The organism is Streptomyces sp. JNUCC 64 (assembly GCF_054484115.1).
In genome coordinates this window covers 2,441,258-2,460,741 of record NZ_CM137015.1, presented here as the reverse complement: position 1 = coordinate 2,460,741, position 19,484 = coordinate 2,441,258, and the positions used below count along the sequence as shown (strand labels likewise).

The 19,484-nt window shown below is 75.9% G+C and carries 20 protein-coding genes; 7 read left to right on the top strand and 13 right to left on the bottom strand.

The annotated features are described in order from the left end of the window. Window positions 1–86 precede the first annotated feature (86 nt). Window positions 87–1,343 (top strand): styrene monooxygenase/indole monooxygenase family protein, encoded by a 1,257-nt coding sequence (locus ACVWNX_RS09775; RefSeq protein WP_454413508.1) that lies wholly within the window; start codon window positions 87–89, stop codon window positions 1,341–1,343. A gap of 120 nt (window positions 1,344–1,463) precedes the next feature. On the opposite strand, the gene ACVWNX_RS09770 is transcribed toward ACVWNX_RS09775, so the two are convergent. Then, window positions 1,464–2,747 (bottom strand): C40 family peptidase, encoded by a 1,284-nt coding sequence (locus tag ACVWNX_RS09770; RefSeq protein WP_454413507.1) that lies wholly within the window; start codon window positions 2,745–2,747, stop codon window positions 1,464–1,466. Window positions 2,748–2,850: 103 nt separating this feature from the next. Beyond that, window positions 2,851–3,138, bottom strand: a complete 288-nt coding sequence (locus tag ACVWNX_RS09765) for a hypothetical protein (protein WP_454413506.1) — start codon at window positions 3,136–3,138, stop codon at window positions 2,851–2,853. Between the two features lie 391 nt (window positions 3,139–3,529). Here ACVWNX_RS09765 and ACVWNX_RS09760 point away from each other — a divergent pair, with 391 nt between their 5' ends. Next, window positions 3,530–4,450 (top strand): ADP-ribosylglycohydrolase family protein, encoded by a 921-nt coding sequence (locus ACVWNX_RS09760; RefSeq protein WP_454413505.1) that lies wholly within the window; start codon window positions 3,530–3,532, stop codon window positions 4,448–4,450. Window positions 4,451–4,554: 104 nt separating this feature from the next. Here ACVWNX_RS09760 and ACVWNX_RS09755 read toward each other — a convergent pair whose 3' ends face one another. The 4 genes from ACVWNX_RS09755 to ACVWNX_RS09740 form a co-directional block, all read right to left on the bottom strand. Next, entirely contained in the window at window positions 4,555–6,039 is a 1,485-nt protein-coding gene (locus tag ACVWNX_RS09755; protein ID WP_454414692.1) for a penicillin-binding transpeptidase domain-containing protein, read from the bottom strand. A 56-nt stretch (window positions 6,040–6,095) separates the two neighbouring features. Next, on the bottom strand, window positions 6,096–7,517 hold the full coding sequence (locus tag ACVWNX_RS09750; protein ID WP_454413504.1) for an FtsW/RodA/SpoVE family cell cycle protein: 1,422 nt from the start codon (window positions 7,515–7,517) through the stop codon (window positions 6,096–6,098). A gap of 49 nt (window positions 7,518–7,566) precedes the next feature. Further along, a complete protein-coding gene (locus ACVWNX_RS09745) occupies window positions 7,567–8,061 on the bottom strand; it encodes an SH3 domain-containing protein (protein WP_454413503.1) in 495 nt (164 codons plus the stop codon). A gap of 496 nt (window positions 8,062–8,557) precedes the next feature. After that, complete coding sequence (locus tag ACVWNX_RS09740; RefSeq protein WP_454413502.1) at window positions 8,558–9,166, bottom strand: TetR/AcrR family transcriptional regulator; 609 nt, start codon at window positions 9,164–9,166, stop codon at window positions 8,558–8,560. Between the two features lie 95 nt (window positions 9,167–9,261). On the opposite strand from ACVWNX_RS09740, the gene ACVWNX_RS09735 reads away from it, so the two are divergent. After that, window positions 9,262–10,182, top strand: coding sequence for an alpha/beta fold hydrolase (locus tag ACVWNX_RS09735; RefSeq protein ID WP_454413501.1), 921 nt, complete (start codon window positions 9,262–9,264; stop codon window positions 10,180–10,182). Window positions 10,183–10,400: 218 nt separating this feature from the next. Here the strand turns inward: ACVWNX_RS09735 and ACVWNX_RS09730 are convergent, their stop codons facing one another. Together ACVWNX_RS09730 and ACVWNX_RS09725 are read right to left on the bottom strand one after the other, a co-directional pair. Further along, a complete protein-coding gene (locus ACVWNX_RS09730) occupies window positions 10,401–11,657 on the bottom strand; it encodes an ATP-binding protein (RefSeq protein WP_454414691.1) in 1,257 nt (418 codons plus the stop codon). A 71-nt stretch (window positions 11,658–11,728) separates the two neighbouring features. Then, entirely contained in the window at window positions 11,729–12,589 is an 861-nt protein-coding gene (locus tag ACVWNX_RS09725; RefSeq protein ID WP_454413500.1) for a hypothetical protein, read from the bottom strand. A gap of 352 nt (window positions 12,590–12,941) precedes the next feature. On the opposite strand from ACVWNX_RS09725, the gene ACVWNX_RS09720 reads away from it, so the two are divergent. Beyond that, on the top strand, window positions 12,942–13,751 hold the full coding sequence (locus ACVWNX_RS09720; RefSeq protein ID WP_454413499.1) for an NERD domain-containing protein: 810 nt from the start codon (window positions 12,942–12,944) through the stop codon (window positions 13,749–13,751). Window positions 13,752–13,827: 76 nt separating this feature from the next. Here ACVWNX_RS09720 and ligD read toward each other — a convergent pair whose 3' ends face one another. Further along, on the bottom strand, window positions 13,828–14,715 hold the full coding sequence (ligD, locus tag ACVWNX_RS09715) for a non-homologous end-joining DNA ligase (protein ID WP_454413498.1): 888 nt from the start codon (window positions 14,713–14,715) through the stop codon (window positions 13,828–13,830). A gap of 66 nt (window positions 14,716–14,781) precedes the next feature. On the opposite strand from ligD, the gene ku reads away from it, so the two are divergent. After that, the gene (gene ku, locus ACVWNX_RS09710; RefSeq protein WP_454413497.1) at window positions 14,782–15,801 is read left to right on the top strand and encodes a non-homologous end joining protein Ku; all 1,020 of its coding nucleotides are present in this window, start codon (window positions 14,782–14,784) and stop codon (window positions 15,799–15,801) included. Between the two features lie 46 nt (window positions 15,802–15,847). Here the strand turns inward: ku and ACVWNX_RS09705 are convergent, their stop codons facing one another. The 3 genes from ACVWNX_RS09705 to ACVWNX_RS09695 all read right to left on the bottom strand — a co-directional run bounded on the left by ACVWNX_RS09705 (window position 15,848) and on the right by ACVWNX_RS09695 (window position 18,076). Then, window positions 15,848–16,321, bottom strand: a complete 474-nt coding sequence (locus ACVWNX_RS09705; RefSeq protein ID WP_454413496.1) for an NUDIX hydrolase — start codon at window positions 16,319–16,321, stop codon at window positions 15,848–15,850. A 34-nt stretch (window positions 16,322–16,355) separates the two neighbouring features. After that, window positions 16,356–17,792, bottom strand: a complete 1,437-nt coding sequence (locus ACVWNX_RS09700; protein ID WP_454413495.1) for a hypothetical protein — start codon at window positions 17,790–17,792, stop codon at window positions 16,356–16,358. Window positions 17,793–17,854: 62 nt separating this feature from the next. Further along, window positions 17,855–18,076 carry a hypothetical protein gene (locus ACVWNX_RS09695; protein ID WP_454413494.1) on the bottom strand — a complete coding sequence of 74 codons (222 nt, stop codon included), beginning with the start codon at window positions 18,074–18,076 and terminating at the stop codon, window positions 17,855–17,857. 191 nt (window positions 18,077–18,267) lie between these two features. Between ACVWNX_RS09695 and ACVWNX_RS09690 the strand changes: the two genes are divergently transcribed. Beyond that, the gene (locus tag ACVWNX_RS09690) at window positions 18,268–18,492 is read left to right on the top strand and encodes a hypothetical protein (protein ID WP_454413493.1); all 225 of its coding nucleotides are present in this window, start codon (window positions 18,268–18,270) and stop codon (window positions 18,490–18,492) included. Further along, complete coding sequence (locus ACVWNX_RS09685; RefSeq protein WP_454413492.1) at window positions 18,476–18,802, top strand: hypothetical protein; 327 nt, start codon at window positions 18,476–18,478, stop codon at window positions 18,800–18,802. Before ACVWNX_RS09690 ends, ACVWNX_RS09685 begins: the two co-directional genes overlap by 17 nt. A 33-nt stretch (window positions 18,803–18,835) precedes the next feature. On the opposite strand, the gene ACVWNX_RS09680 is transcribed toward ACVWNX_RS09685, so the two are convergent. After that, entirely contained in the window at window positions 18,836–19,375 is a 540-nt protein-coding gene (locus tag ACVWNX_RS09680; protein ID WP_454413491.1) for a TetR/AcrR family transcriptional regulator, read from the bottom strand. Window positions 19,376–19,484: the final 109 nt, after the last annotated feature.

The window sequence follows — 19,484 nt, the reverse complement described above, 5'->3', positions numbered from 1 at the left end:
GGGCGGATCCGGCGGGCCAACCCCCCGCTCCGTCCCGGACGTTCCGCTCCCAGAGGTTCGACCAGGTTCGACAGGAGAACGCGCGTATGCGGAGAATACTGATAGTCGGAGCCGGTCAGTCCGGTCTTCAGCTCGCCCTCGGCCTCCAGTCCCGGGGGTACGAGGTCACCCTGATGTCCAACCGCACGGCCGACGAGATCCGTTCCGGTCGTGTCATGTCCACTCAGTGCATGTTCGACACCGCGCTCCAGCACGAGCGCGACCTCCAGATCAACTTCTGGGAGTCCCAGGCCCCCCGGATCGAGGGCCTCGGCGTCTCCGTCGCCGGACCGCCCCCCGAGGGCGCCGACGACGGCCCCCGCCCCCGGGTCATCGACTGGCTCGGACAGCTCGGCGGCTACGCCCAGTCCGTCGACCAGCGGGTCAAGATGGCGGGCTGGATGGACACCTTCGCCCAGCGCGGCGGACAGCTCGTCATCCACGGCGCCGCCGTCTCCGACCTCGACTACTTCTCCCGCGCCTACGACCTCGTACTCGTGTCAGCGGGCAAGGGCGAGCTCGTCTCGATGTTCGCCCGGGACCCCGAGCGCTCCCCGTACGGCGAACCCCAGCGGGCGCTGGCCGTCGCCTACGTCCACGGCCTCGGAGTCCGGCCCGAGCACCCCGGACAGGACGCGGTCCGCTGCAACCTGGTGCCCGGGGTCGGCGAACTCTTCGTGATGCCCACGCTCACCACCTCCGGCCGCGCCGACATCCTCTTCTGGGAGGGCCTGCCCGGCGGGCCCCTGGACGTCTTCAAGGGCGTACGGGACCCCTCGGAGCACCTCGCGCTCACCCTGGAGCTGATGGAACGGTTCACCCCCTGGGAGTACGCCCGGGCCACCAAGGTGGAACTGACGGACGCCCACGCCACCCTGTCCGGGCGGTACGCGCCGACGGTCCGTCACCCGGTGGGACGGCTGCCCGGCGGGGGAGCGGTGCTCGGCGTCGCGGACGTGGTCGTCGCCAACGACCCGATCACCGGCCAGGGCTCCAACTCCGCCGCCAAGTGCGCGGCCTCCTATCTGGAGTCGATCGTGGAGCACGGGGACGCCGAGTTCGACGAGACGTGGATGCGGAGCGCGTTCGACCGGTACTGGGAGACCGCGAGCCACGTCACCCGGTGGACCAACGCGATGCTGGCGCCGCCGCCGGAGCACGTGCTCAACCTGATCGGCGCGGCCGGTCAGCTCCAGCCGGTGGCCGACCGGATCGCCAACGGGTTCGACGATCCGTCCGACTTCGACCACTTCTTCTTCGAGCCCGACAAGGCGGGCGCGTACCTGGCGGAGGTCAGCGGCTGACCTGACTGCTCCTCCCGGTGGCCGGGCCGCGCGCCCGGCCACCGGTGCCGTACCCACCGGTGCCGTACCCCGCCGGGCCGCCGGAGCCCGGGGCGGCCGTCCGCCGGGGGCGGGGTGCCGTCAGCCGTCGGCGGGCGCGGTGGCCGAGCCGTCGTACCCCGTGTCCGAGCCGTCCCGGGCGCCCTTTGGCAGCACCGGGGGCGTGTACCGGGCGAGCGGTCCGGCGGACGGATCGGGGCGCACCGCGCCGAGCACCGGGTTCGCCGTGACGGGGGAGACCTTCACCCGGCCGCCGGGCCGGGGCGCGTGCACCACCGAGCCGTCGCCCAGATAGATCCCGACATGGGTGGCCCCGGGGAAGTAGACGACCAGGTCACCCGGGCGCAGCGCGTCCAGCGGCACCCGGGTCAGCGTCCGCCACTGCTCCTGGCTGGTGCGCGGCAGGGTGGTGCCCGCCACCGCCCAGGCCCGGGAGGTGAGCCCCGAGCAGTCGAAGGTCCCGGGCCCCTCGGCACCCCAGACGTACGGCTTGCCGATCTGCGCCACCGCGTACCGCAGCGCCGCCGCCCCGCCCGCCGAGGGGGCGCGCGACGCCGCCGGTGCGCCGGGCGGGCCCGCGGCGGGCGGCCCGGCGGCGGGGAGCCCCCCGGCACCGCTCATGGATCCGGTCCCGGTCCCGGCCTCGCCTTCGACCCCGGCTTCGCCTCCGACCTCGGCCTCGCCTCCGGCTCCGGTTCCGGTCGCGGCGGCGGTCTCCAGCCGGGCCAGTTCGGCCAGCTGGCCGGCGGTGAGGGAGGCCAGCAGCTCCTCGACCTCGTCCAGCCGTTCGTCGACCTCCTCCCGGGCAGCCCGCCGCCGCTCGGTGAGCACCTGCTGCTCGTCCAGGGCGGCCCGGGCCCGTCCGGCCAGTACGGCGGTGTGCCGCTCGTCGGCGGCGAGCCGCTCCACCGTGGCGGTCCAGTGCCGGGCGGCCCGGTCCAGGGCGTGCCGTTCGGCGAGCGCCCGCAGCGGGTCACGGCCCGTCAGCAGCCTCAGGTACGGGGAGAGCGCGTCGCCGTCGCGGTACTGGCGGCGGGCCAGCAGCCCGGCGGCGTTCCGGCTCGCCCGCAGCGCGCCCCGGGCGTCCGCCAGCCGGGTCTGGAGGGAGCCGACCTCGCCCCGGCGCCGGGTCAGCAGCTCCTCGGTGGCGTGGAAGCGGTCCGCCGCCGCCCCCGCCTCCCGGTACAGCCGCTGAAGGTCCGTCAGCAGGGCCGAGACCGGGCGCTCCGGCGGGGCGGGCAAGGCGAGCGCGGCGCCGGACGGACCCCAGGGCGCGGCCAGTGCCACCGCCGCGAGGACGGTCACCGCCGCCCGGGCCGCCCGGCGCCGACGGGCGGGAGCCCGGTGGGGAAGGGGTCCTGACATGCCGTCACCTCCGCCTCGGGGGTGCCCCGCGCGCCCCGCAGGGGGAGCCTGCGGGCGCCCGGCGCTCCGCGCGCGGCGGACTGGGCGGAACGGAGCAGTCCCGTCACCCGGAGTCGGTACCGGGGTGCGGGCGCGGCTTGCTCCACGGCCACCGGGGGCCCACCGGGCCGCCCTCGGGGTCGTACTCGTACTTCCAGCCCCGGTGGAGCACCAGCCGACGGCCGCCCAGGACGGAGACCCGCCGGTAGACCAGGACGGTCGGGGGTCCGCCGTCCGGGCCGGGGACCGGCACCTGGTAGACCTTCGGGGGATGGCCGGTCGGCCCCACCAGGACCGGGATGACCCGGCCGTCCAGGGGACCGCCGACGAACGGGGTGTCTTCGCTGCGCACGTCACGCAGTGTCCCATCCGTCCGGTTCGACGGCGCGGACCCGTCCGGGCCGGAGGCGCGTGCCGGTCCGGTGCGGAGGTGTGGACCCGTCCCGTGGACCCGTCCCGTCCTGGGTGCCGCACCCGTCCCGCTCCGTACGCGCCCCCCGGGCCGCGTGCCCCGGCGCACGCGCCCTCTCCACGGGCTCGTCCCGCCCAACGCGTCCGCCCCCGCACGCCGTTCGGCCCCACCGCTCCCCGCGCCCCCTTCCTCACCAGCCGTGACCGTCCGCGCACCTGAACGGAGGACGTCTGCCAGGGAAAGGGAATCCGACGCCCACATGTCGGCAAGGCTTACGGAAAGCCGGGCAAAGGACCGCGCTCCCGGGGTGATCAACTGGCACCATGACGCCATGAACGAAGCCCTCGCCCCCGCGGACCGCCGTGCCGCCGCACACGACAGCATCGACGCGCTCGCCCTCGGGGACGCGTTCGGCGAGCGCTGGCTGCCGCCGCTGAGGGAGCCCGGACAGGCCGTCGAGGAGATCCGGGGCCGCCGTATGCCGCGCGAGCGGGAGTGGCGCTGGAGCGACGACACCGCGATGGCGCTCGCCGTGCTGCGGGTGATCGAGGAGCACGGGGAGATCGCCCCGGTGGCCCTCGCCGCCGCCTTCGGCGCCGACCACGCCGCCGACCCCGACCGGGGCTACGGCGCCGGGATGCGCGCGCTGCTGCCCCGGCACGCCGAGCGGCCCGAGGCGTGGCGGGAGTCCGCCGCCGCGCTCTTCGAGGGCGGCAGCCTCGGCAACGGGGCCGCGATGCGGGTCGCGCCGCTCGGCGCCTGGTTCTCGGACGACCTCGACCGGGCCGTCGAACAGGCCGCCCTGTCCGCCCGGGTCACCCACGCCCACCCCGAGGCCGTCGCGGGCGCGGTCGCCGTCGCGGTGGCCGCCGCGCTCGCCGCCCGGGCCCGGCTGACCCTCGCGGCGGTCGCCGAGCGGGTCCCGCCCGGCGCGGTCCGCGACGGGCTGCTCGCCGCCGACCGGCTGCCGTTCGCCACCGAGCCCTGGAAGGCCGCCGAGGTGCTCGGCAGCGGGGCGCGCTCCCGCGCCGACGACACCGTCCCGTTCGCGCTGTGGACCGCCGCCCGGCACCCGGACGACCTGGTCGCCGCGCTCTGGGCCACCGCCGAGGGCCTCGGCGACGCCGACACCACCTGCGCGATCACCGCGGGCGTGGTCGGCTCCCGCACCGGTACGGCCAGCGTCTCCGAGGCATGGCTGAAACGGCGCGAGGCCCTCCCGGAGTGGGCCACCCGGGGCACGGCGGGCTGAACCTGACGGTGCCGTTCCCCGTGGACATCGACCTCACCGCGATCCACCCCCGCCGCCCCGGTCCGGGCCGGGCGGCGGACGGGACGGCGTAGCGCGCCGGGGGGTCAGCCGGGGCCGTCGGCCCGTGCCGTGGCGGAGGACAGGACCGCCTCCATCACCGACCGGGCGATCGGGGCCGCGTCGCCGCCGCCGCTGATCTCGCCCCGGACCGCCGAGGCGTCCTCCACCACCACCGCGACCGCGACCTCCGGGCGGGTCGCCCCCTCCGACTCGGCCCAGGAGATGAACCAGGCGTAGGGGACGCCCGTGTTGCCGACGCCGTGCTGGGCGGTGCCGGTCTTGCCGCCGACCGTCGCGCCCGGGATCGCCGCGCGGGTGCCCGTGCCCTCCTCGACCACCCCCGTCATCAGCTCCCGCAGCCGCTGCGCCGTGCGCGCGTTCATCGCCTGGCGGGAGCGGCGCGGCGGGGCCGTGCGGAGCGGGGTGCCGTCGGCGGTGGTGGTGCGGTCGACCAGGTACGGGGTGCGCAGCGTGCCGCCGTTGGCCACCGCCGACGCCACCATCGCCATCTGGAGCGGGGTCGCCCGGGTGTCGAACTGGCCCACCGAGGAGAGCGCCAGCTGCGCCCGGTCCATCCGCCGGTCGAAGGTGCTGGTGGCCACCGCGAACGGGATCCGCAGCCCCGGCTCGTTGAAGCCGAACTCCCGGGCCGCGCCCACCATCCCGGACAGTCCCACCCGGGTGCCGAGCCGGGCGAACACCGTGTTGCACGACCAGGTGAACGCGTACCGCAGGGTGGCGTCCGCGCAGCCGTCCACCTCGTTGGTGAGGGAGGTGGTGGTGCCCGGCAGCCGGTAAGGGTCGGGGGCGCCGGTCGGTTCGTCCAGATCGCGGACGGCACCCGACTCCAGCGCCGCCGCCGCCGTGACCACCTTGAACGCCGAGCCCGGCGGATACGTCTGACGGACCGCCCGGTTCAGCATCGGCTGGTCCGGCGAGGCGTTCAGCTCCCGCCACGCCTCCCCGGCCTCCGGGCCGGTGCCGGACAGCGCCCCGGGGTCGTACGACGGCGAGGACACCAGGGCGAGGATCCGGCCGGTCTCCGGCTCCAGGGCGGCCACCGCGCCCTTGCGGCCCGCCAGTCCGGTGTACGCGGCCCGCTGCGCCGCCCCGTCCAGGGTGGTCTCCACCCGGCCGCCGGGGCTGCGGGACCCGGTCAGGTCGTGCCAGAACGGCAACGGCGCCAGCATCGGGTCGCTGCCCGACAGCACGGCGTCCTCCGCGTGCTCCAGGAACGTCGTCCCGTACACCTGGGAGGAGAAGCCGGTCACCGGGGCGTACAGGGGGCCGTCCCGGTAGACGCGTTCGTACCGCAGGTGCTCGCGGGTGTCCACGGAGCCGGTGACGGACCGTCCGTCCACCAGGATCTCGCCGCGCGGCCGGGCGTAGCGGTCGATCGCGGCGCGGCGGTTGGCCGGGTCGTCGTCGAGCGGGCCCGCCTCGACGAGTTGCAGCCGGGCCGTGTTCACCAGGAGCGCGGCGAGCAGCGCCAGACAGCCGAGGGCGGTGTGCCGGGCGCGGCGCCGCATGGCGAGCGGCGCGCGCGGGGTGCCGACCGGGCGGTGGCCGGGGGGCGCGGGCGCGGTCACCGGACGGGCTCCGGGGCCTGGTCCGGGGTGGCGTCCGGCGGGGGGGCCGGGACGGGGTCGTCGGGCGGGGGCGGTCGCCGGGCCGAGTCGCTGAGCCGGATCAGCAGGGCGACGATGATCCAGTTGGTGACGACGGAGGAGCCGCCCTGGGCCAGGAACGGCATCACCATGCCGGTGAGCGGGATCAGTCCGGTGACCCCGCCCGCGATCACGAACGACTGGAGGGCCACGATCGAGGCGAGGCCCACCGCGAGCAGCAGCCCGAACGGGTCCCGCAGCCGGAGCCCGGCCCGGAACCCGCGCTCCACCAGCAGCGCGTACAGCAGGAACAGCGCGCAGAGCCCGGCGAGTCCGAGTTCCTCGCCCGCCGTCGCCAGGATGAAGTCCGACTTGGCGGCGAAGCCGATGAGGACGGAGTCGCCCCGGCCGAGCCCGGTGCCGGTCAGCCCGCCCGCCGCGAACGAGAACAGCGACTGGGCGAGCTGACGGGGGCCCTCCCCGGCCTCGATGGAGGCGAAGGGGCTCAGCCAGTCCTCGATCCGGGCGTGCACATGCGGTTCCAGATGGCCGACCGCCGTCGCGCCCGCCGCCGCCAGCAGCAGCCCCACCACGATCCAGCCGGTGCGGCCGGTGGCCACGTACAGCAGGACCACGAAGAGGAAGAAGAACAGCAGCGAGGTGCCGAGGTCGCGTTCGACGACCAGGACGAGGACGCTGAGCGCCCAGACCGCGACGATCGGTCCGAGCACCCGGCCGGTCGGCAGCTGGAGCCGCCACACCCGGCGGCCGGTGCAGGCGAGTGCGTCCCGGTGGGCGGCGAGGTAGCTCGCGAAGAACAGCGCCAGCAGGACCTTGGCGAACTCGCCGGGCTGGAAGGAGAGTCCGCCGAACCGGATCCAGACGCGGGCGCCGTTCACGGCGGGGAAGAAGACCGGGACCACCATCAGCACCAGGGCCGCGGCCATGCTGAGGTACGCGTAGCGCCCGAGGACCCGGTGGTCGCGCAGGACCAGGACGACCACGGTGAACAGGGCGATCCCGACGGCGGACCAGACGAGTTGGGCGGGAGCCGCGAGGTCGCCCGGGGTCTCCAGGTCCAGCCGGTGGACCAGGACCAGGCCCACCCCGTTGAGGAGGACCGCGATCGGCAGCAGCAGCGGGTCCGCGTACCGGGCGCGCAGCCGGACCGCGCCGTGCGCGAGCAGGGCGAGGGCGCCCAGCCCGGCGCCGTGGCGCAGCAGCCCGGGCGGGACCTCGCCGGTCCTGCCGAGGCCCGCGGCGCAGTGGCCGAGGACCGCCAGCAGGACCGCGGGGACCAGCAGGGCCAGTTCGGTGCCCCGGCCCGCCGGGCGGCGGACGGCGGTGGCCGGGCCGGTGGGCGGGGCCTGCGCCGTCGTTCCCGTTCCCGTTCCGGTCATGCCGGGAACGTAGCAAGTCGACCGGTGGATGTCGCGTTATGTCAGTTCATCAGCAGTAGTGCGGCACTTTGCCGATGTTGTCGATGTAGTGGGCGGCGCCCCAGGCCCAGGTGCCGTCCGTCAGCAGGTACCAGAGGTCGTTGCCCTCCACGCGGTCGCCGCGCGTCTTGCAGTAGATGCTGACGATCGCCCCGTGCGGCTCCTTGCGCAGCACGCGGCTGCCCCGGGTGGGGGAGTCCCTCAGCAGCAGTCCGCTCCGGGCGGTGATCCGGCCCTTGTAGTAGTGGTGGCGGTCTTCGTTCCCGGTGGCGGCGCCCTGGGGCGCGGTGGACGCCGCGCCCGGTGCGCCGGTGGTGACGGGCGCGTCCGGCGCGGGGGTCGTGGTCGTGGTGTGCGTGGCGCCGGTCGGGCTCGTGGCGCCGGTGGTGACGGCCGTGGCGTTCGCGTCGTCCGGCGCGGCGGTGGCGGGGACGGCTGCGGCGAGCGCGAGGGCGACCGCCGCGGCGGCTATCGCGGTGGCGCGCGCGGGCGTGCGGAGGCTCATGGGGCTCCTCGGGTGGGGGGTGGATACCGGTTTCACCCTAGGAAGCGGGGGCGGGCCCCGCGCGTTGCGTTCCGCCATCGGGTGGCGTCCGGCGCGGGGCCGGGTGCCCCGGGGCCGCGCGGCCGGGTCGTCCGCGTCCCGGGGAGGCGTCGGTACCGGCCCCGGCGGCTGGGGGTGGGGCCTTGGGGCGCTGGGTTGTCCGGGGCGCGGGGGCACCGGCGGCGGGGCCGTCCGCGTCCCTCCGGGGCGTCGATACCGGCCCCCCCCGGCGGAGGGCGGGGCCTTGGGGTCCGGGCCGTCCGGGGTGAGGGGGGCGCCGGTGGCCGGGCCGTCCGCGTCCCCCCGGCGTCGATGCCGGCCCCCGGTGGAGGGCAGGGTCTTGGGGCGCCGGGCTGTCCGGGGCGCGGGGACACCGGTGGCCGGGCCGTCCGGGTGTTCCCGGGGGCGGGCGCGGACCGGCCGCGCCTCAGAGCGCGGGCGACCGGGCCGCCCCGCCTCAGGGGCGGACGACCAGGCCGTCCAGGAGGCGTTCCAGGGCGGCGGTCATCTCCACCCGGGCCGCCTCGGGGTCCTCCGCGTGGGCGACCTTGAGCGCCGCCTCGTCGAGGGCGCCCAGCAGCAGATGGGCCAGCGGGGCGGCGGGCTGCCGGGCCAGCGCCCCGGCGGCGATCGCCGCTTCGAGGGCCGCGGTGACCACGCCGAGCCCGTACTCCTGGCCGATCTCGCGCCAGCGGGCCCACCCCAGGACCCCGGGGGCGTCCAGCAGCAGGATCCGTTCGGTCTCCGGCGCGGCGAAGGCGTCGAGGAAGGCGCGCGCCCCGGCCCGCAGGGCCGCCACCGGGTCGTCGGCTTCCGCCATGGCCCGCCCGGCGATCCGTTCGGTCACCTCCGCCTCCACCGTCCGCACCACGGCGTCGAACAGGTCGGTCTTGTCGCGGAACTGGTGGTAGAGCGCGCCCCGGGTGACCCCCGCCGCCCGGACGATCTCCTCCGTGCCGACGCCCGCGTAGCCGCGCTCGCCGAACAGCCGTCGGGCGGCGGTCACGAGCGCGGTCCGGGTGGCCCGGGACCGCTGGGCGTGCTTGCCGGTGTTGGCGGATTCCATCCGACCCCCTTGATTTCCGTACAGCGTGCACGCATTCTACGTACCGACAGCACGTACAGACAGTCTGTATGTGAATTTGGATGAGGGGTCGCGCCGTGCCGCAGATCGCACTTCCGCAGGGGACCGTCCACTACCGGGACACCGGTACGGGTGAACCGGTGGTCTTCCTCCACGGCTATCTGATGGCCGGGGAGCTCTGGGACCCGGTCGTCGACCTGCTCGCCCCGGGGCTGCGGTGCGTCGTCCCGGACCTGCCGCTCGGTGCCCACCGCACGCCCATGGACCCCGGCGCGGAGCTGGACCTCCCGGGCCTCGCCCGGCTCGTCGCCGACTTCCTGGACCGGCTCGACCTGCGCGGGGTGACCCTGGTCGGCAACGACTTCGGTACCGCCGTCGCCCAGAACGTCGCGGCCCGGTACCCCGGGCGGATCGGCCGTCTGGTCCTCACCGGCGGCGAGTGCTTCGACAACTGTCCGCCCGTCTGGTTCAAGACGATCGTCCCGGCGGCCCGGGTGCCCGGACTGCTCGGACTCGCCTACCGGACCCTCCGGCTGCGGGCCGTGCGACGGCTGCCCTTCGCCTACGGGCTGCTGACCAAGCGTCCGCTGCCGCACGACCTCATCGACCGCTGGGTGGCGGCGTTCGGCGCCGATCCGGGGATCCGCCGCGACTGCGAGAAGGCCACCCTGGGGTACGACCCGGTGCCGCTGAGGGCCGCCGCCGACCGGCTGTCCTCCTTCGACCGGCCCACCCTGGTCGCGTTCGCGCCCGAGGACCGGATCTTCCCGTTCGCGCACGGGGAGCGGCTCGCGGAGCTGATCCCCGGGGCCCGGCTGGAGGCGGTGCCCGACAGCCGCACCTGGCTGATGCGGGACCAGCCCGGGCTGACCGCCCGGCTGATCGGGGACTTCGTCCGCTCCACCGGGACGGGTGCCGGGGGCGCGACCGGTGCCGCGACCGGGACGGGGACCGGTACCGGAGCGGTTCCGGGGCGGTGGTCGTCGGATCCGGCCTGACCGGACCCGGACCCGGGCCCGTCGGACCTGGCCTGACCAGACCTGACCAGGCCAGGCCGGACCGGGTTCGCCGGGCCCGGTGCCGTCGGGGTTCCCGTCCCGAGGGGCCCGTTTCCGACGGGGCACCCGGCCCGGTTCCGTCACCGTCACGGCGCCCCGTTCGGTTCCGCCCGATCCCGGCCCCGACCCCGTCGCGCCCGTCCGGTCCCGGCCCGGCCTCAGCCCTCCGGCAGGACCAGGGTCGCCACCGCGCCGTGGTGCGGGGCCGGGGCGTTGGCGAAGGAGAGCCGGGCGCCCAGCGCGGTGGCCTGGCCCAGGGCGATCGTCAGCCCGAGCCCGTGGCCCTTGGCGCCGCCCTCGGTGCGGAACCGTTGCGGGCCGTGCTGGACCAGGTAGTCGGGGTAGCCGTCGCCGTGGTCCCGGACGGTGATCCGGGGGCCGTCCACGGTGACCGTCACCGGACCCCGGCCGTGGGTCAGCGCGTTGGCCATCAGATTGCCGAGCACCCGCTCCAGACGGCGGCGGTCCGTCTCCACGCAGACGTCCCGGACGACGACCACGGCGACCGGGCCGGTCTCCTCCTCGGTGCGCGCCCCGGCGCCCCGGGCGACCCGTTCCGCGAGCGGGCCCAGCCGGTGTTCGCCCAGGTCGGGGCGTTCGCCGCCGGAGTCCAGCCGGGAGATCTCCAGCAGGTCCTCGGTGAGGGTGCGCAGCGCGGCCACCCGGTCCCGCACCAGTTCGGTCGGGCGGCCCGGCGGCAGCAGCTCCGCCGCCGCGTGCAGTCCGGTCAGCGGGGTCCGCAGCTCGTGCGCCACGTCCGCCGTGAACCGCCGTTCGCTCTCCAGCTTGCCCTGGAGCGAGGCGGCCATGGAGTCCAGCGCGGCGGCCACGGCGGCGACCTCGTCCTGGGCCCGGGCCGGGTGCTTGGTGCGGGGGTCGTCGACCCGGGCGTCGAGGTCCCCGGCGGTGATCCGCCGGGCCACCCGCGCGGTGGCGTGCAGCCGCCGGGTCACCCGGGTCACCGCGAACGCGCCGACCAGCAGGGTCGCCCCGATCGCCAGCGCGGAGGAGCCGAGGATCGCCCGGTCCAGCCCGGCGATCGTGCTCACCCCCTGCGAGTAGTCGACCGCCACGGCGATGACCCGGTCGCCCTCCGCCGGACCGGCCGCCCACATCGTGGGGCGCGGGGAGCGGTCGCCGACCATGGTGCCGCGCTCTCCGTCCAGCGCCAGCCGCCGCAGGGTGCGCGGCAGCTCCGGCGGGTCCAGGGCGGCCCCCGGACCGAGTTGTCCGCCGTCCTCGTACGCCCGGGTCGCCGCCGTCAGCAGGGTCAGCGCGCGTTCCCGCGCCTGGCCGACCGTCTGGTGGGTCACCGAGGCGTGGACGAGCACGCCCAGCAGCGCGGCGAGGGCGCAGCACATCACCGTGATGAACACCGCCGCCTTCCACGGCAGCGAGGCCGTCCACGAGCGCAGCCGCCGTACCGCGCCGCGCCCCGGGCCCTTCGGACGGACCGGGCGCGCGGGGGACGCGGGGCGCGACGGGCTCACGAGGCGCTCCCCGGGAGGGAGGACGACGGCGGGGCGACCGGCGGTGCCGTGCCGGACGAGGAGGGGAACGGGGGCGCGGCCGGGGCGGCCACGGACGGGGAGGGCGCCGGGGACGGCCGGGCCGGGGACGGGCGGGGCGGGCCGGAGGGGGTGGCGCCGTCGGGTCCGTCGCCGTTGTCGTCCACCCGGAGGAACTCGTCCTTCGTCGGCAGCACCGCCCGCTGGTGCCGGTCCCAGGACCACACGGTCCGGTACTCGTAGCCGGGGATGCCGGACACCGCCCGGATGACCAGGTCCCGCCCCGCGAGCTGCACCCCGGTGACCGCGTCGGAGGTGTGCATGACCTGGGTGAGCCCGCCGCCCTCCTGGGAGAAGACGCGGACCGCGAGCTGTCCGTCCGGCAGCCGGACGCCGATGATCGCCTCGTCGCGGTCGTCGCCCGTCAGGTCCCGGTACTGGGGCGTCAGCACCGGGCAGTCCCCCCGGCCCGCGCCGCCGCGCTCGCACCGGGCGATCCGCCCGGCGGTCTCCCCGTCCAGGGCGCCCGGACCGGTGGAGCCGTCCGGGGTCCGGGCGGCCTGGGCCTTCAGCAGGGTGACGGGATCGAGGCGGCGCAGGTCCCCGCGAGGGACGGTGACGCCCTCCACGGCCTCCGTGGCGGCCTCGCCGTAGTCGAAGGCGGGCGTCGAGGCGGGGGGCAGATCCGGCCACAGCCGGGTCGGGGCCACGGCGGTCGGGGTGGCGCCCGCGCTCTCCAGGCCGCCCGGGTCGCCGCAGCCCGCCAGCGCCGCCCCGGCCAGGCCCAGGGCGGCGGTCAGCCGGACCGCGCGGGACCGGCGGACTCTGCGGTGGGACACGGGGCGCACTCCTGCGAACGGACGAACGGGACTCACTCCTTCAGTCCGCCACGGTACGGGACCCCGCGCCGGACTCCTCAGCGTGGACGTTCCCCCCGGCCGCTGACACGTTCCGGCCACCTTCGTGGTTCCCGCTCCGGCGGGAGGGCGCGTCGCGGGGGCGCGCGGTCCGTCCGGGCACCCTCCACACGCTCCGGTGAGCGGTACGCGGCACGGACCGTACCGCCGCCCTCCGCTCCACCCCCGTCCGCCCCTCCCGATCCCCTGGATGGCCGGTTCCCGCCCCTGCCTCCGGCCGGTGCCTTGCGGCCCGCGTTCCCCGCCTGCTCCCATGGGGCGACGGGGGTGAGCCATGACCGGTCTGCGCGTGGTACCGACCCGGCGCCACGGCCGGAACCTGCTCCACGTCACCCTTCCGTCCGGCCGCACCCTCGCCTGGTACGACCACGACAGCGCCCGGGTGACGGTCCTCAGCACCCCCGACACGGACGCGGTGCTCACCGCCCTGACCCCGTATCTGAGCGGCCGGGTCACCATCGGTCCGCCGCCCGTCCCCACCGCCGCGGACCTCGCCCGGCTGGCGCTGCACCCGGACGACGACCTCGCCCCCAACCGCCCCGGCGAGGCCCTGCGGATCGCGCTGGACCGGGACCCCGCGCCGCCCCGGCTCCTGGCCCGTACCGACCCCCGGCGGGCGGCGCTCACCGCCGAGGAGGCCACCGGCGCCGCCCTGGACGCCCTGGAACCCGGCGGCTGGCGGGTGCTGCACTCCGTGCCGCTGCCCGGCGGGGACCGGCTGCCGCATCTGGCGATCGGCCCGGCGGGACCGTTCGCGGTGCACGTCCTGGCCGTCCGGGGGCGGCGGGTCAGGATCGCCGATCCGGAGGTGACGGTCGGCCGGGCCGCGCCCCGGCCGCTGCTGGGGGCGGTCCGCTCCCTCGCGGAGCGCGCCGCGCACGCGCTGACCGCGCACGTCACGCCCGTCCTCGTGGTGGTCGGGGCCACCGACGTCACCGGGCCACCGGCCGCCGGTGACGTCCGGGTGCTGGGGGACGCCGCCGGGCTCGCTGGGCTGGGCCGCGCGGGCGGGGTCCTCAAGCCGGAGGAGGTGGCGGCGCTGTACGCCACCGCCCGGGACCGGGGCGCCTGGCGTCACCTCTGAGCGGGGCCGTCCGTCCGGCGCCCGCCGGTCCGGGGCGGGTCCGTCCCGGGCGGGGCCCTCGTGAGGTGGCCGTACGTCAGGAGTCCGGCAGCGCTCCGGCCCGGTCCGGGTCGTACAGGGGCGCCAGCAGGTCCCCGTACCGCTCCAGCCGCCCCGCCAGGTCGTCGGCCCGGACGACCAGATCGGCCGGGTCCCGGCACGCCTCGGTCTCCGCCCAGGTCAGCGGCGCGGAGACGGTCGGCTCGGGCTGGGCGCGCAGGGTGTAGGGAGTGGCCGTGGTCTTCGCGGCGGCGTTCTGGCTGAAGTCCACGAAGACCTTGCCGGGCCGTAGCGCGCGGGTCATCCGATGGGTGACGAGCGCCGGTGCCGCCCGCTCGGCGGCCACGGCGAGCCGTCGCGCGTACGCGCTGACCTCGGCGGACGGGGTCGGCTCCAGTGCCACCAGCAGATGCAGCCCCTTCGCCCCCGAGGTCTTGACGTACGCCTCCAGCCCGTCCGCGGCCAGCCGCTCCCGTAGCCACAGGGCCACCTCGCAGCACTCCACCACCGTCGCGGGCGGCCCCGGGTCCAGATCGAACACCAGCCGGTCGGCGCGGGCGTACGCGCCGTCCCGCCACTGCGGGGTGTGGAACTCGGTCACCAGGTTCGCCGCCCACATCAGCGAGGCCAGGTCCTGGACGACCACCTGCCGCTGCCCGCCGTCCGAATGGGGGACCTCGGCGGTGCGCACCCAGGAGGGCGTCCCCGGCGGCACGTTCTTGGTGACGAACCGCTGGCCGTCCGGCCCGTCCGGGTACCGCAGGAACGACACCGGACGGTCCCTGAGCTGGGCGAGCAGCGGCCCGGCCGTGGTCGCGTAGTAGTGCAGCAGCTGCCCCTTGGTGAAGCCGCTCGCCGGGTACAGCACCTTGTCGAGGTTGCTGAGCGTCAGCCGTCGCCCCTCCACCTCGGTGATCGGCGTCATACGATGAGACTGCCATGAAACGGTACGAACCGGTCAGGTGGCACCGGCTCCCGGAAGGCGGCGGACGTGCGCTCGATCTGGAACGGCTCCCTCGCCTTCGGCCTGGTCAGCGTCCCCGTCAAGGTCATGGGCGCCACCGAGAGCCACGCGGTGTCCTTCCGGCAGATCCACACCGAGGACGGCGGCCGGGTCCGCTACCGCAAGGTGTGCGAACTGGAGGACGAGGAGGTCTCCGCCGCCGACACCGTCCGGGGCTACGAGATGCCGGACGGCACGGTCGTCGTCGTCACGGACGAGGACCTGGCCGCGCTGCCGCTGCGCACCGCCAAGACCATCGAGGTCGTCTCCGTGCTGCCGGCCGACCGGATCGACCCCCTCCAGATGGACACCCCGTACTACCTCGCCGTCCACGGCCCGGACGCGGGCAAGCCGTACGTCCTGCTCCGCGAGGCCCTGCGGCGCACCGGCACCGTCGCCCTCGCCAAGTTCGCCCTGCGGGGCCGCGAACGGCTCGCCATGCTGCGCCCCCTGGACGACGTCCTCTGCCTCCACGTGCTGCTGTGGCCGGACGAGATCCGCGCCACCGACCACATCGCCCCCGAGGGCCGGATCACCGTCAGGGACGCCGAACTGGACCTGGCGGACGCCCTGATGGACACCCTGGGCGAGGTCGACCCGGACACCTTGCACGACCACTACCGGGCCGCGCTCGACGAACTGATCACCGCGAAGCTCTCCGGCGACCTCCCCGCCCCGGCCCGCCCCGGGGAACCGGTGGGCGCGGAGGTGATCGACCTCGCGGCGATCCTGGAGCGGTCGGTGGCGGCGGCCCGGGAGAAGTCCGCCCCGAAGGCGAAGAGGGCGAAGAAGGCCGCGAAGGGGACGGCTCCCCGGAAGGCGGCCGGGAAGACCGCCGCCGCGAAGAAGACGGCGAAGGGCACGGTGAAGACCGCCAAGTCCGCGACGGTTGCCAAGTCCGCCAAGTCCGCCAAGACCGCCAAGACCGCCGAGTCGGCCGGACCCGCCAAGTCCGCCGGGAAGGCCGCGGCGGCCAAGAAGGCCGCGCCCCGCAAGCGCAGCGCCTGACCCGGGAGGCGGGGAGGCGTCCGCTCAGGGCTGGCTCGGCGCCGGCTCAGTGCTGGAGCAGCCCGCCCACCGGGACGGGCGGTACGTGGCCGGTCGGCGGGCGGGTCCGGGCCAGGGCGAGGCCCACGTCCACCAGGGTGGACCGGCGCAGGGCGGTGACCTCGGGGAGCGGGGTCCACACGGCCTCCGCGACCTCGTCGCCCGGCCGGGGACGCGATGGGCCGTCGCTGACGCGGACCTCGTAGAAGACCCCGACGTTCTGGTGCTCCGGTCCGCCGGGGACGGCGCGTTCGGCCGCCGGGACGATCCGCGAGTCCACGCCCAGCAGCCGTGCCACCTCCGCGTCGTGGCCGGTCTCCTCCGCGACCTCCCGCACCACCGCGTCGAACGGGTCCTCGCCGTGCTCGACCCGCCCGCCCGGCAGGGTCCAGGTGCCCACCCCGTCCGGCGACACATGACGGGCCAGCAGCACCCGTCCGTCCACCACGCACACGGCGTACGCCGCCAGTCGGAAACTCATCCCGGGACGGTATCCCACCCGCTCCCGGCGCCCGTCAGGTGTCCAGCACCGGGTTGCGGTGCCGGATCACCTCCCAGCCGTCCGCCCGGTCGACGGCGGGCCGCTTGCTCTCCCCGCACACCACCATCGCCGCCAGCACCGCCGCCAGCGACAGCCCGCACAGCGTCCAGGACAGCGCCCGGGTGGACGGGGTGAGCAGCACCGGCAGCACCAGCGCCCACGCCAGGGCCAGCGTCCCCAGCCAGGGCAGCCGGGCGGGCAGCAGACCCGCGTCGGTGCGCGCCGCCACCGGCCGCACCCGGCGGTCGGCGGAGGTCTCCACCGAGGTGTTGCCGAGGACCGCCTCGAAGGTCCGCCGGTTGAGGAAGAGCCAGAGGGCCTCGCCGTCGTCGGTGACGAACACGACGGGCTGGCCCCCGGACAGCGTCCGCCACCGCTCAGCGCCCATCAGCCAGCCGGGCCGTCCGGCCAGTTCGACGGCGAGCGAGGCCGAGGCGGTCGGGTGGTGGTGCATCGGACTGACGTCCACGACGGTGCCGTCCGCGCACTCCAGCCGCAGCCAGTGCGACGTCTTGACCTCGGTCCTGCCCGGCTCGGAACCCACGGTGGTGTACTCGTCCCGGACACCCGTGACGACCTCGGCGCGTATCGCGGGGACCCGGTCGGCCCGGGCGACGTCCGCGCGCAGGAACCGGGCCGAGGGGTCGCGGCGCGCCCCGGTGCCCGCGAAGAACAGGGCGAGCAGGGCGAGGAAGGCGGAGACGACGGCCGCCTGACCGCCGCCGGACGCGGTGGGCGTGCGCTCCAACCAGGGGCCGTAACCCCCGGCGTACAGCGCCACGTTGCCCGTCTCGTCCACGAAAGCGCCCAGTTCGGGGGCGTCGGGCGCGTAGAGGACGGTCACCTCCCAGGGGGACGCCATCGGGCCGAGCAGGACGCCCCGCACGGTGAGCGACAGCTCCGTGCCCGGCTTCCGGCCCGGTATCAGGACCTTGGCGTCACCCCGGTAGTGGATGTTCCGCCAGGCCCGGCCGTCCGGGCGTAACCGGTAGTCGTCCCGAGGGGAGACGTGACCCTGGACGGTGCGGGCCCCGGCCTCCTGGATCGCCGCGATCAGACGCGCGTGGTCCCCGTCGGGGCGGGTGCCCAGCTCGACGTAGGCCGCCGGGACGAAGGCGAGCAGCGCGAGGATCACCCGGCTCAGCACCACGTCGGGCACCCGGTGCGGCAGCCGTCGCGGAGGCGCGGGCACCTCCGCCGGGCCCGTCGGGGCGGGCCGGGGCCGCCGGTTCGCCCGGACGCCCGCCGCCACCCAGCCCGCCGCGCACAGCAGCGCGGCGCCGCTCAGCACGGCGACGTCCACGCGCGGGACGCCCGCGCCGGACCGGAACAGGGAGCCGAACACCGTCAGCGCGGTCAGCAGCAGCGCCGCCCCGCCCCACAGCCGCGTCCCCCAGGTCACTCTTCCCATGAAGATCCCCCATGACGAATCCTCCCGCCGCCCGGCTCCGTCCGTCCGGTCCGGGCGTGCGCTCAGCCGCGTCCTTCGCCGCCGCCGTTCCTGATCCACGGCCAGACGGCGAAGCAGACGACGGGCGGGCCGATGAGCATGGTCAGTACCCAGAGGCCCACGCTGGCGGGCGAATACACGTAGTAGTGCCAGTCGGTGGGGAGCAGCGCCGAGGGCGCGAGCACCGCGAGCAGCAGGACCGTCCAGGTCCCCAGGACCGCTCCGGCGAGGCGTGCCACGACCATCGCCCCCACCTCGTTTCTCCGGTCAGCTTTCGAACGGAACGTCGAACAGGGCCCACCGTAGTCGGCACCTCTGACAGGCCGCCCGGGAGGGTGCCGGACCCGGGCGGCGCGGGACGCGGGGCGTTAGCTCGTCCGGGTGGTCCGTTCCCCGGTGGCCTCCGCCGCGCCGGTGCGGGGACTAGGAACGCGGTATGGCAAGCGGAGACCGTCACCAGAAGAAGGACGTCGAGGCGGCGCTGAAGCGGGCGGAGGCGGCGGGCCTCAAGGTGACGCACAAGAAGAGTGGCCACACCTGGGGATACGTCGTCTGCTGCCCCTGCGACGATCGGCTGGGCATCTCATGCACCCCCAGGAGTACCGGAACCGAAGCGAAGAGGATCTATGAGTTCGTCCGTGAACATGAACGATGCGTCTGAACGCGACTGGCACTTCAACCTGGTGCTGGACGCCCCGCTCAGCGAGGAGCAGATCCGCACCCTGGACCACCTCGACCGCTTCCACCACGGAGACATGGGGCTGGCCGAGAGGCCCGGGTACTCCCGGTTCATCTGTGCCGTCCGGGCCGCCTCCCTCACCGGGGCGATCGCGGACGCCCTGGGGCGTTTCGAGGACTTCCCGGGTGTGCTGGTCCGCAGCGTGGAGCTGAACCCGGTCGCGTTGAGCGAGAACGGGATGGCGACCCCGGCCGTCGTGCCCGCGCCGCCCCCGCTCGCCGAGGTGCCCTGAGGGGTCCGTCCGCCCGCCGGGCGCCCGGCGGGGTCAGCGCAGCAGCGCCGCCGCGATCGCCTGGGCCCGGTACGCGGGCCGGGCGTCGCGTTCGCGCAGCGCGGTGACGATCGCCCCGTCGATCAACAGCAGGAACTGCCGGGCGAGTTCGACGGGTCGGGGGGCGCCCGCGATGGTGAGCAGCCCGGTCAGGTACCGCACCACGTCGTCCTTGTGGTCGGCGGCGACCCGGTGCGCGGCGCTGTCCGGATCGGCGCTCTCGATGATCGTGTTGATCGCCGCGCACCCCCGGAAGTCCGACTGCGCGAACCGGTCGGCCAGGGCGTCGAACACCGTCAGCGGATGACCGCCGCGCACCGCGACGTCCCGCGTCAGCCAGTCGAGGAACCGGGTGCCGTACGTCTGGAGCACGGCGACGACCAGCTCGTCCTTGCCCGCGAAGTGCCGGTAGAACGAGGCGCGGCCCACGCCCGAGGCGGTGAGCAGCCGCTCCACCCCGACCGCGCGAACCCCTTCCGCGTAGAACAGTTCCTCGGCGGCGGCCAGGAGACGTGCGCGTGCGTGCGTCGGCATGTACCGACTTTAGCCGCGCGCGCGTTCCCGGCGCCGCGCGTCAACCGGACGCGCTCGGCGTCCCCGCCGCGCAGGGGACCGGACTCCGTACGGGGGACCGGGAGGCAAG

What these genes read in the sequence shown, in the direction of transcription:
- ACVWNX_RS09695 (WP_454413494.1), bottom strand. Translation starts at nt 18,076, where the DNA reads ATGGTCGTGGCACGCCTCGCCGGAGCGGTCCTGGGGACCTGGACGGTC.
- ACVWNX_RS09770 (WP_454413507.1), bottom strand. Translation starts at nt 2,747, where the DNA reads ATGTCAGGACCCCTTCCCCACCGGGCTCCCGCCCGTCGGCGCCGGGCG.
- ACVWNX_RS09685 (WP_454413492.1), top strand. Translation starts at nt 18,476, where the DNA reads ATGAACGATGCGTCTGAACGCGACTGGCACTTCAACCTGGTGCTGGAC.
- ACVWNX_RS09755 (WP_454414692.1), bottom strand. Translation starts at nt 6,039, where the DNA reads ATGCGGCGCCGCGCCCGGCACACCGCCCTCGGCTGTCTGGCGCTGCTC.
- ACVWNX_RS09740 (WP_454413502.1), bottom strand. Translation starts at nt 9,166, where the DNA reads ATGGAATCCGCCAACACCGGCAAGCACGCCCAGCGGTCCCGGGCCACC.
- ACVWNX_RS09705 (WP_454413496.1), bottom strand. Translation starts at nt 16,321, where the DNA reads ATGAGTTTCCGACTGGCGGCGTACGCCGTGTGCGTGGTGGACGGACGG.
- ACVWNX_RS09680 (WP_454413491.1), bottom strand. Translation starts at nt 19,375, where the DNA reads ATGCCGACGCACGCACGCGCACGTCTCCTGGCCGCCGCCGAGGAACTG.
- ACVWNX_RS09690 (WP_454413493.1), top strand. Translation starts at nt 18,268, where the DNA reads ATGGCAAGCGGAGACCGTCACCAGAAGAAGGACGTCGAGGCGGCGCTG.
- ACVWNX_RS09775 (WP_454413508.1), top strand. Translation starts at nt 87, where the DNA reads ATGCGGAGAATACTGATAGTCGGAGCCGGTCAGTCCGGTCTTCAGCTC.
- ligD (WP_454413498.1), bottom strand. Translation starts at nt 14,715, where the DNA reads ATGACGCCGATCACCGAGGTGGAGGGGCGACGGCTGACGCTCAGCAAC.
- ACVWNX_RS09760 (WP_454413505.1), top strand. Translation starts at nt 3,530, where the DNA reads ATGAACGAAGCCCTCGCCCCCGCGGACCGCCGTGCCGCCGCACACGAC.
- ACVWNX_RS09750 (WP_454413504.1), bottom strand. Translation starts at nt 7,517, where the DNA reads ATGACCGGAACGGGAACGGGAACGACGGCGCAGGCCCCGCCCACCGGC.
- ACVWNX_RS09720 (WP_454413499.1), top strand. Translation starts at nt 12,942, where the DNA reads ATGACCGGTCTGCGCGTGGTACCGACCCGGCGCCACGGCCGGAACCTG.
- ACVWNX_RS09745 (WP_454413503.1), bottom strand. Translation starts at nt 8,061, where the DNA reads ATGAGCCTCCGCACGCCCGCGCGCGCCACCGCGATAGCCGCCGCGGCG.
- ACVWNX_RS09700 (WP_454413495.1), bottom strand. Translation starts at nt 17,792, where the DNA reads ATGGGAAGAGTGACCTGGGGGACGCGGCTGTGGGGCGGGGCGGCGCTG.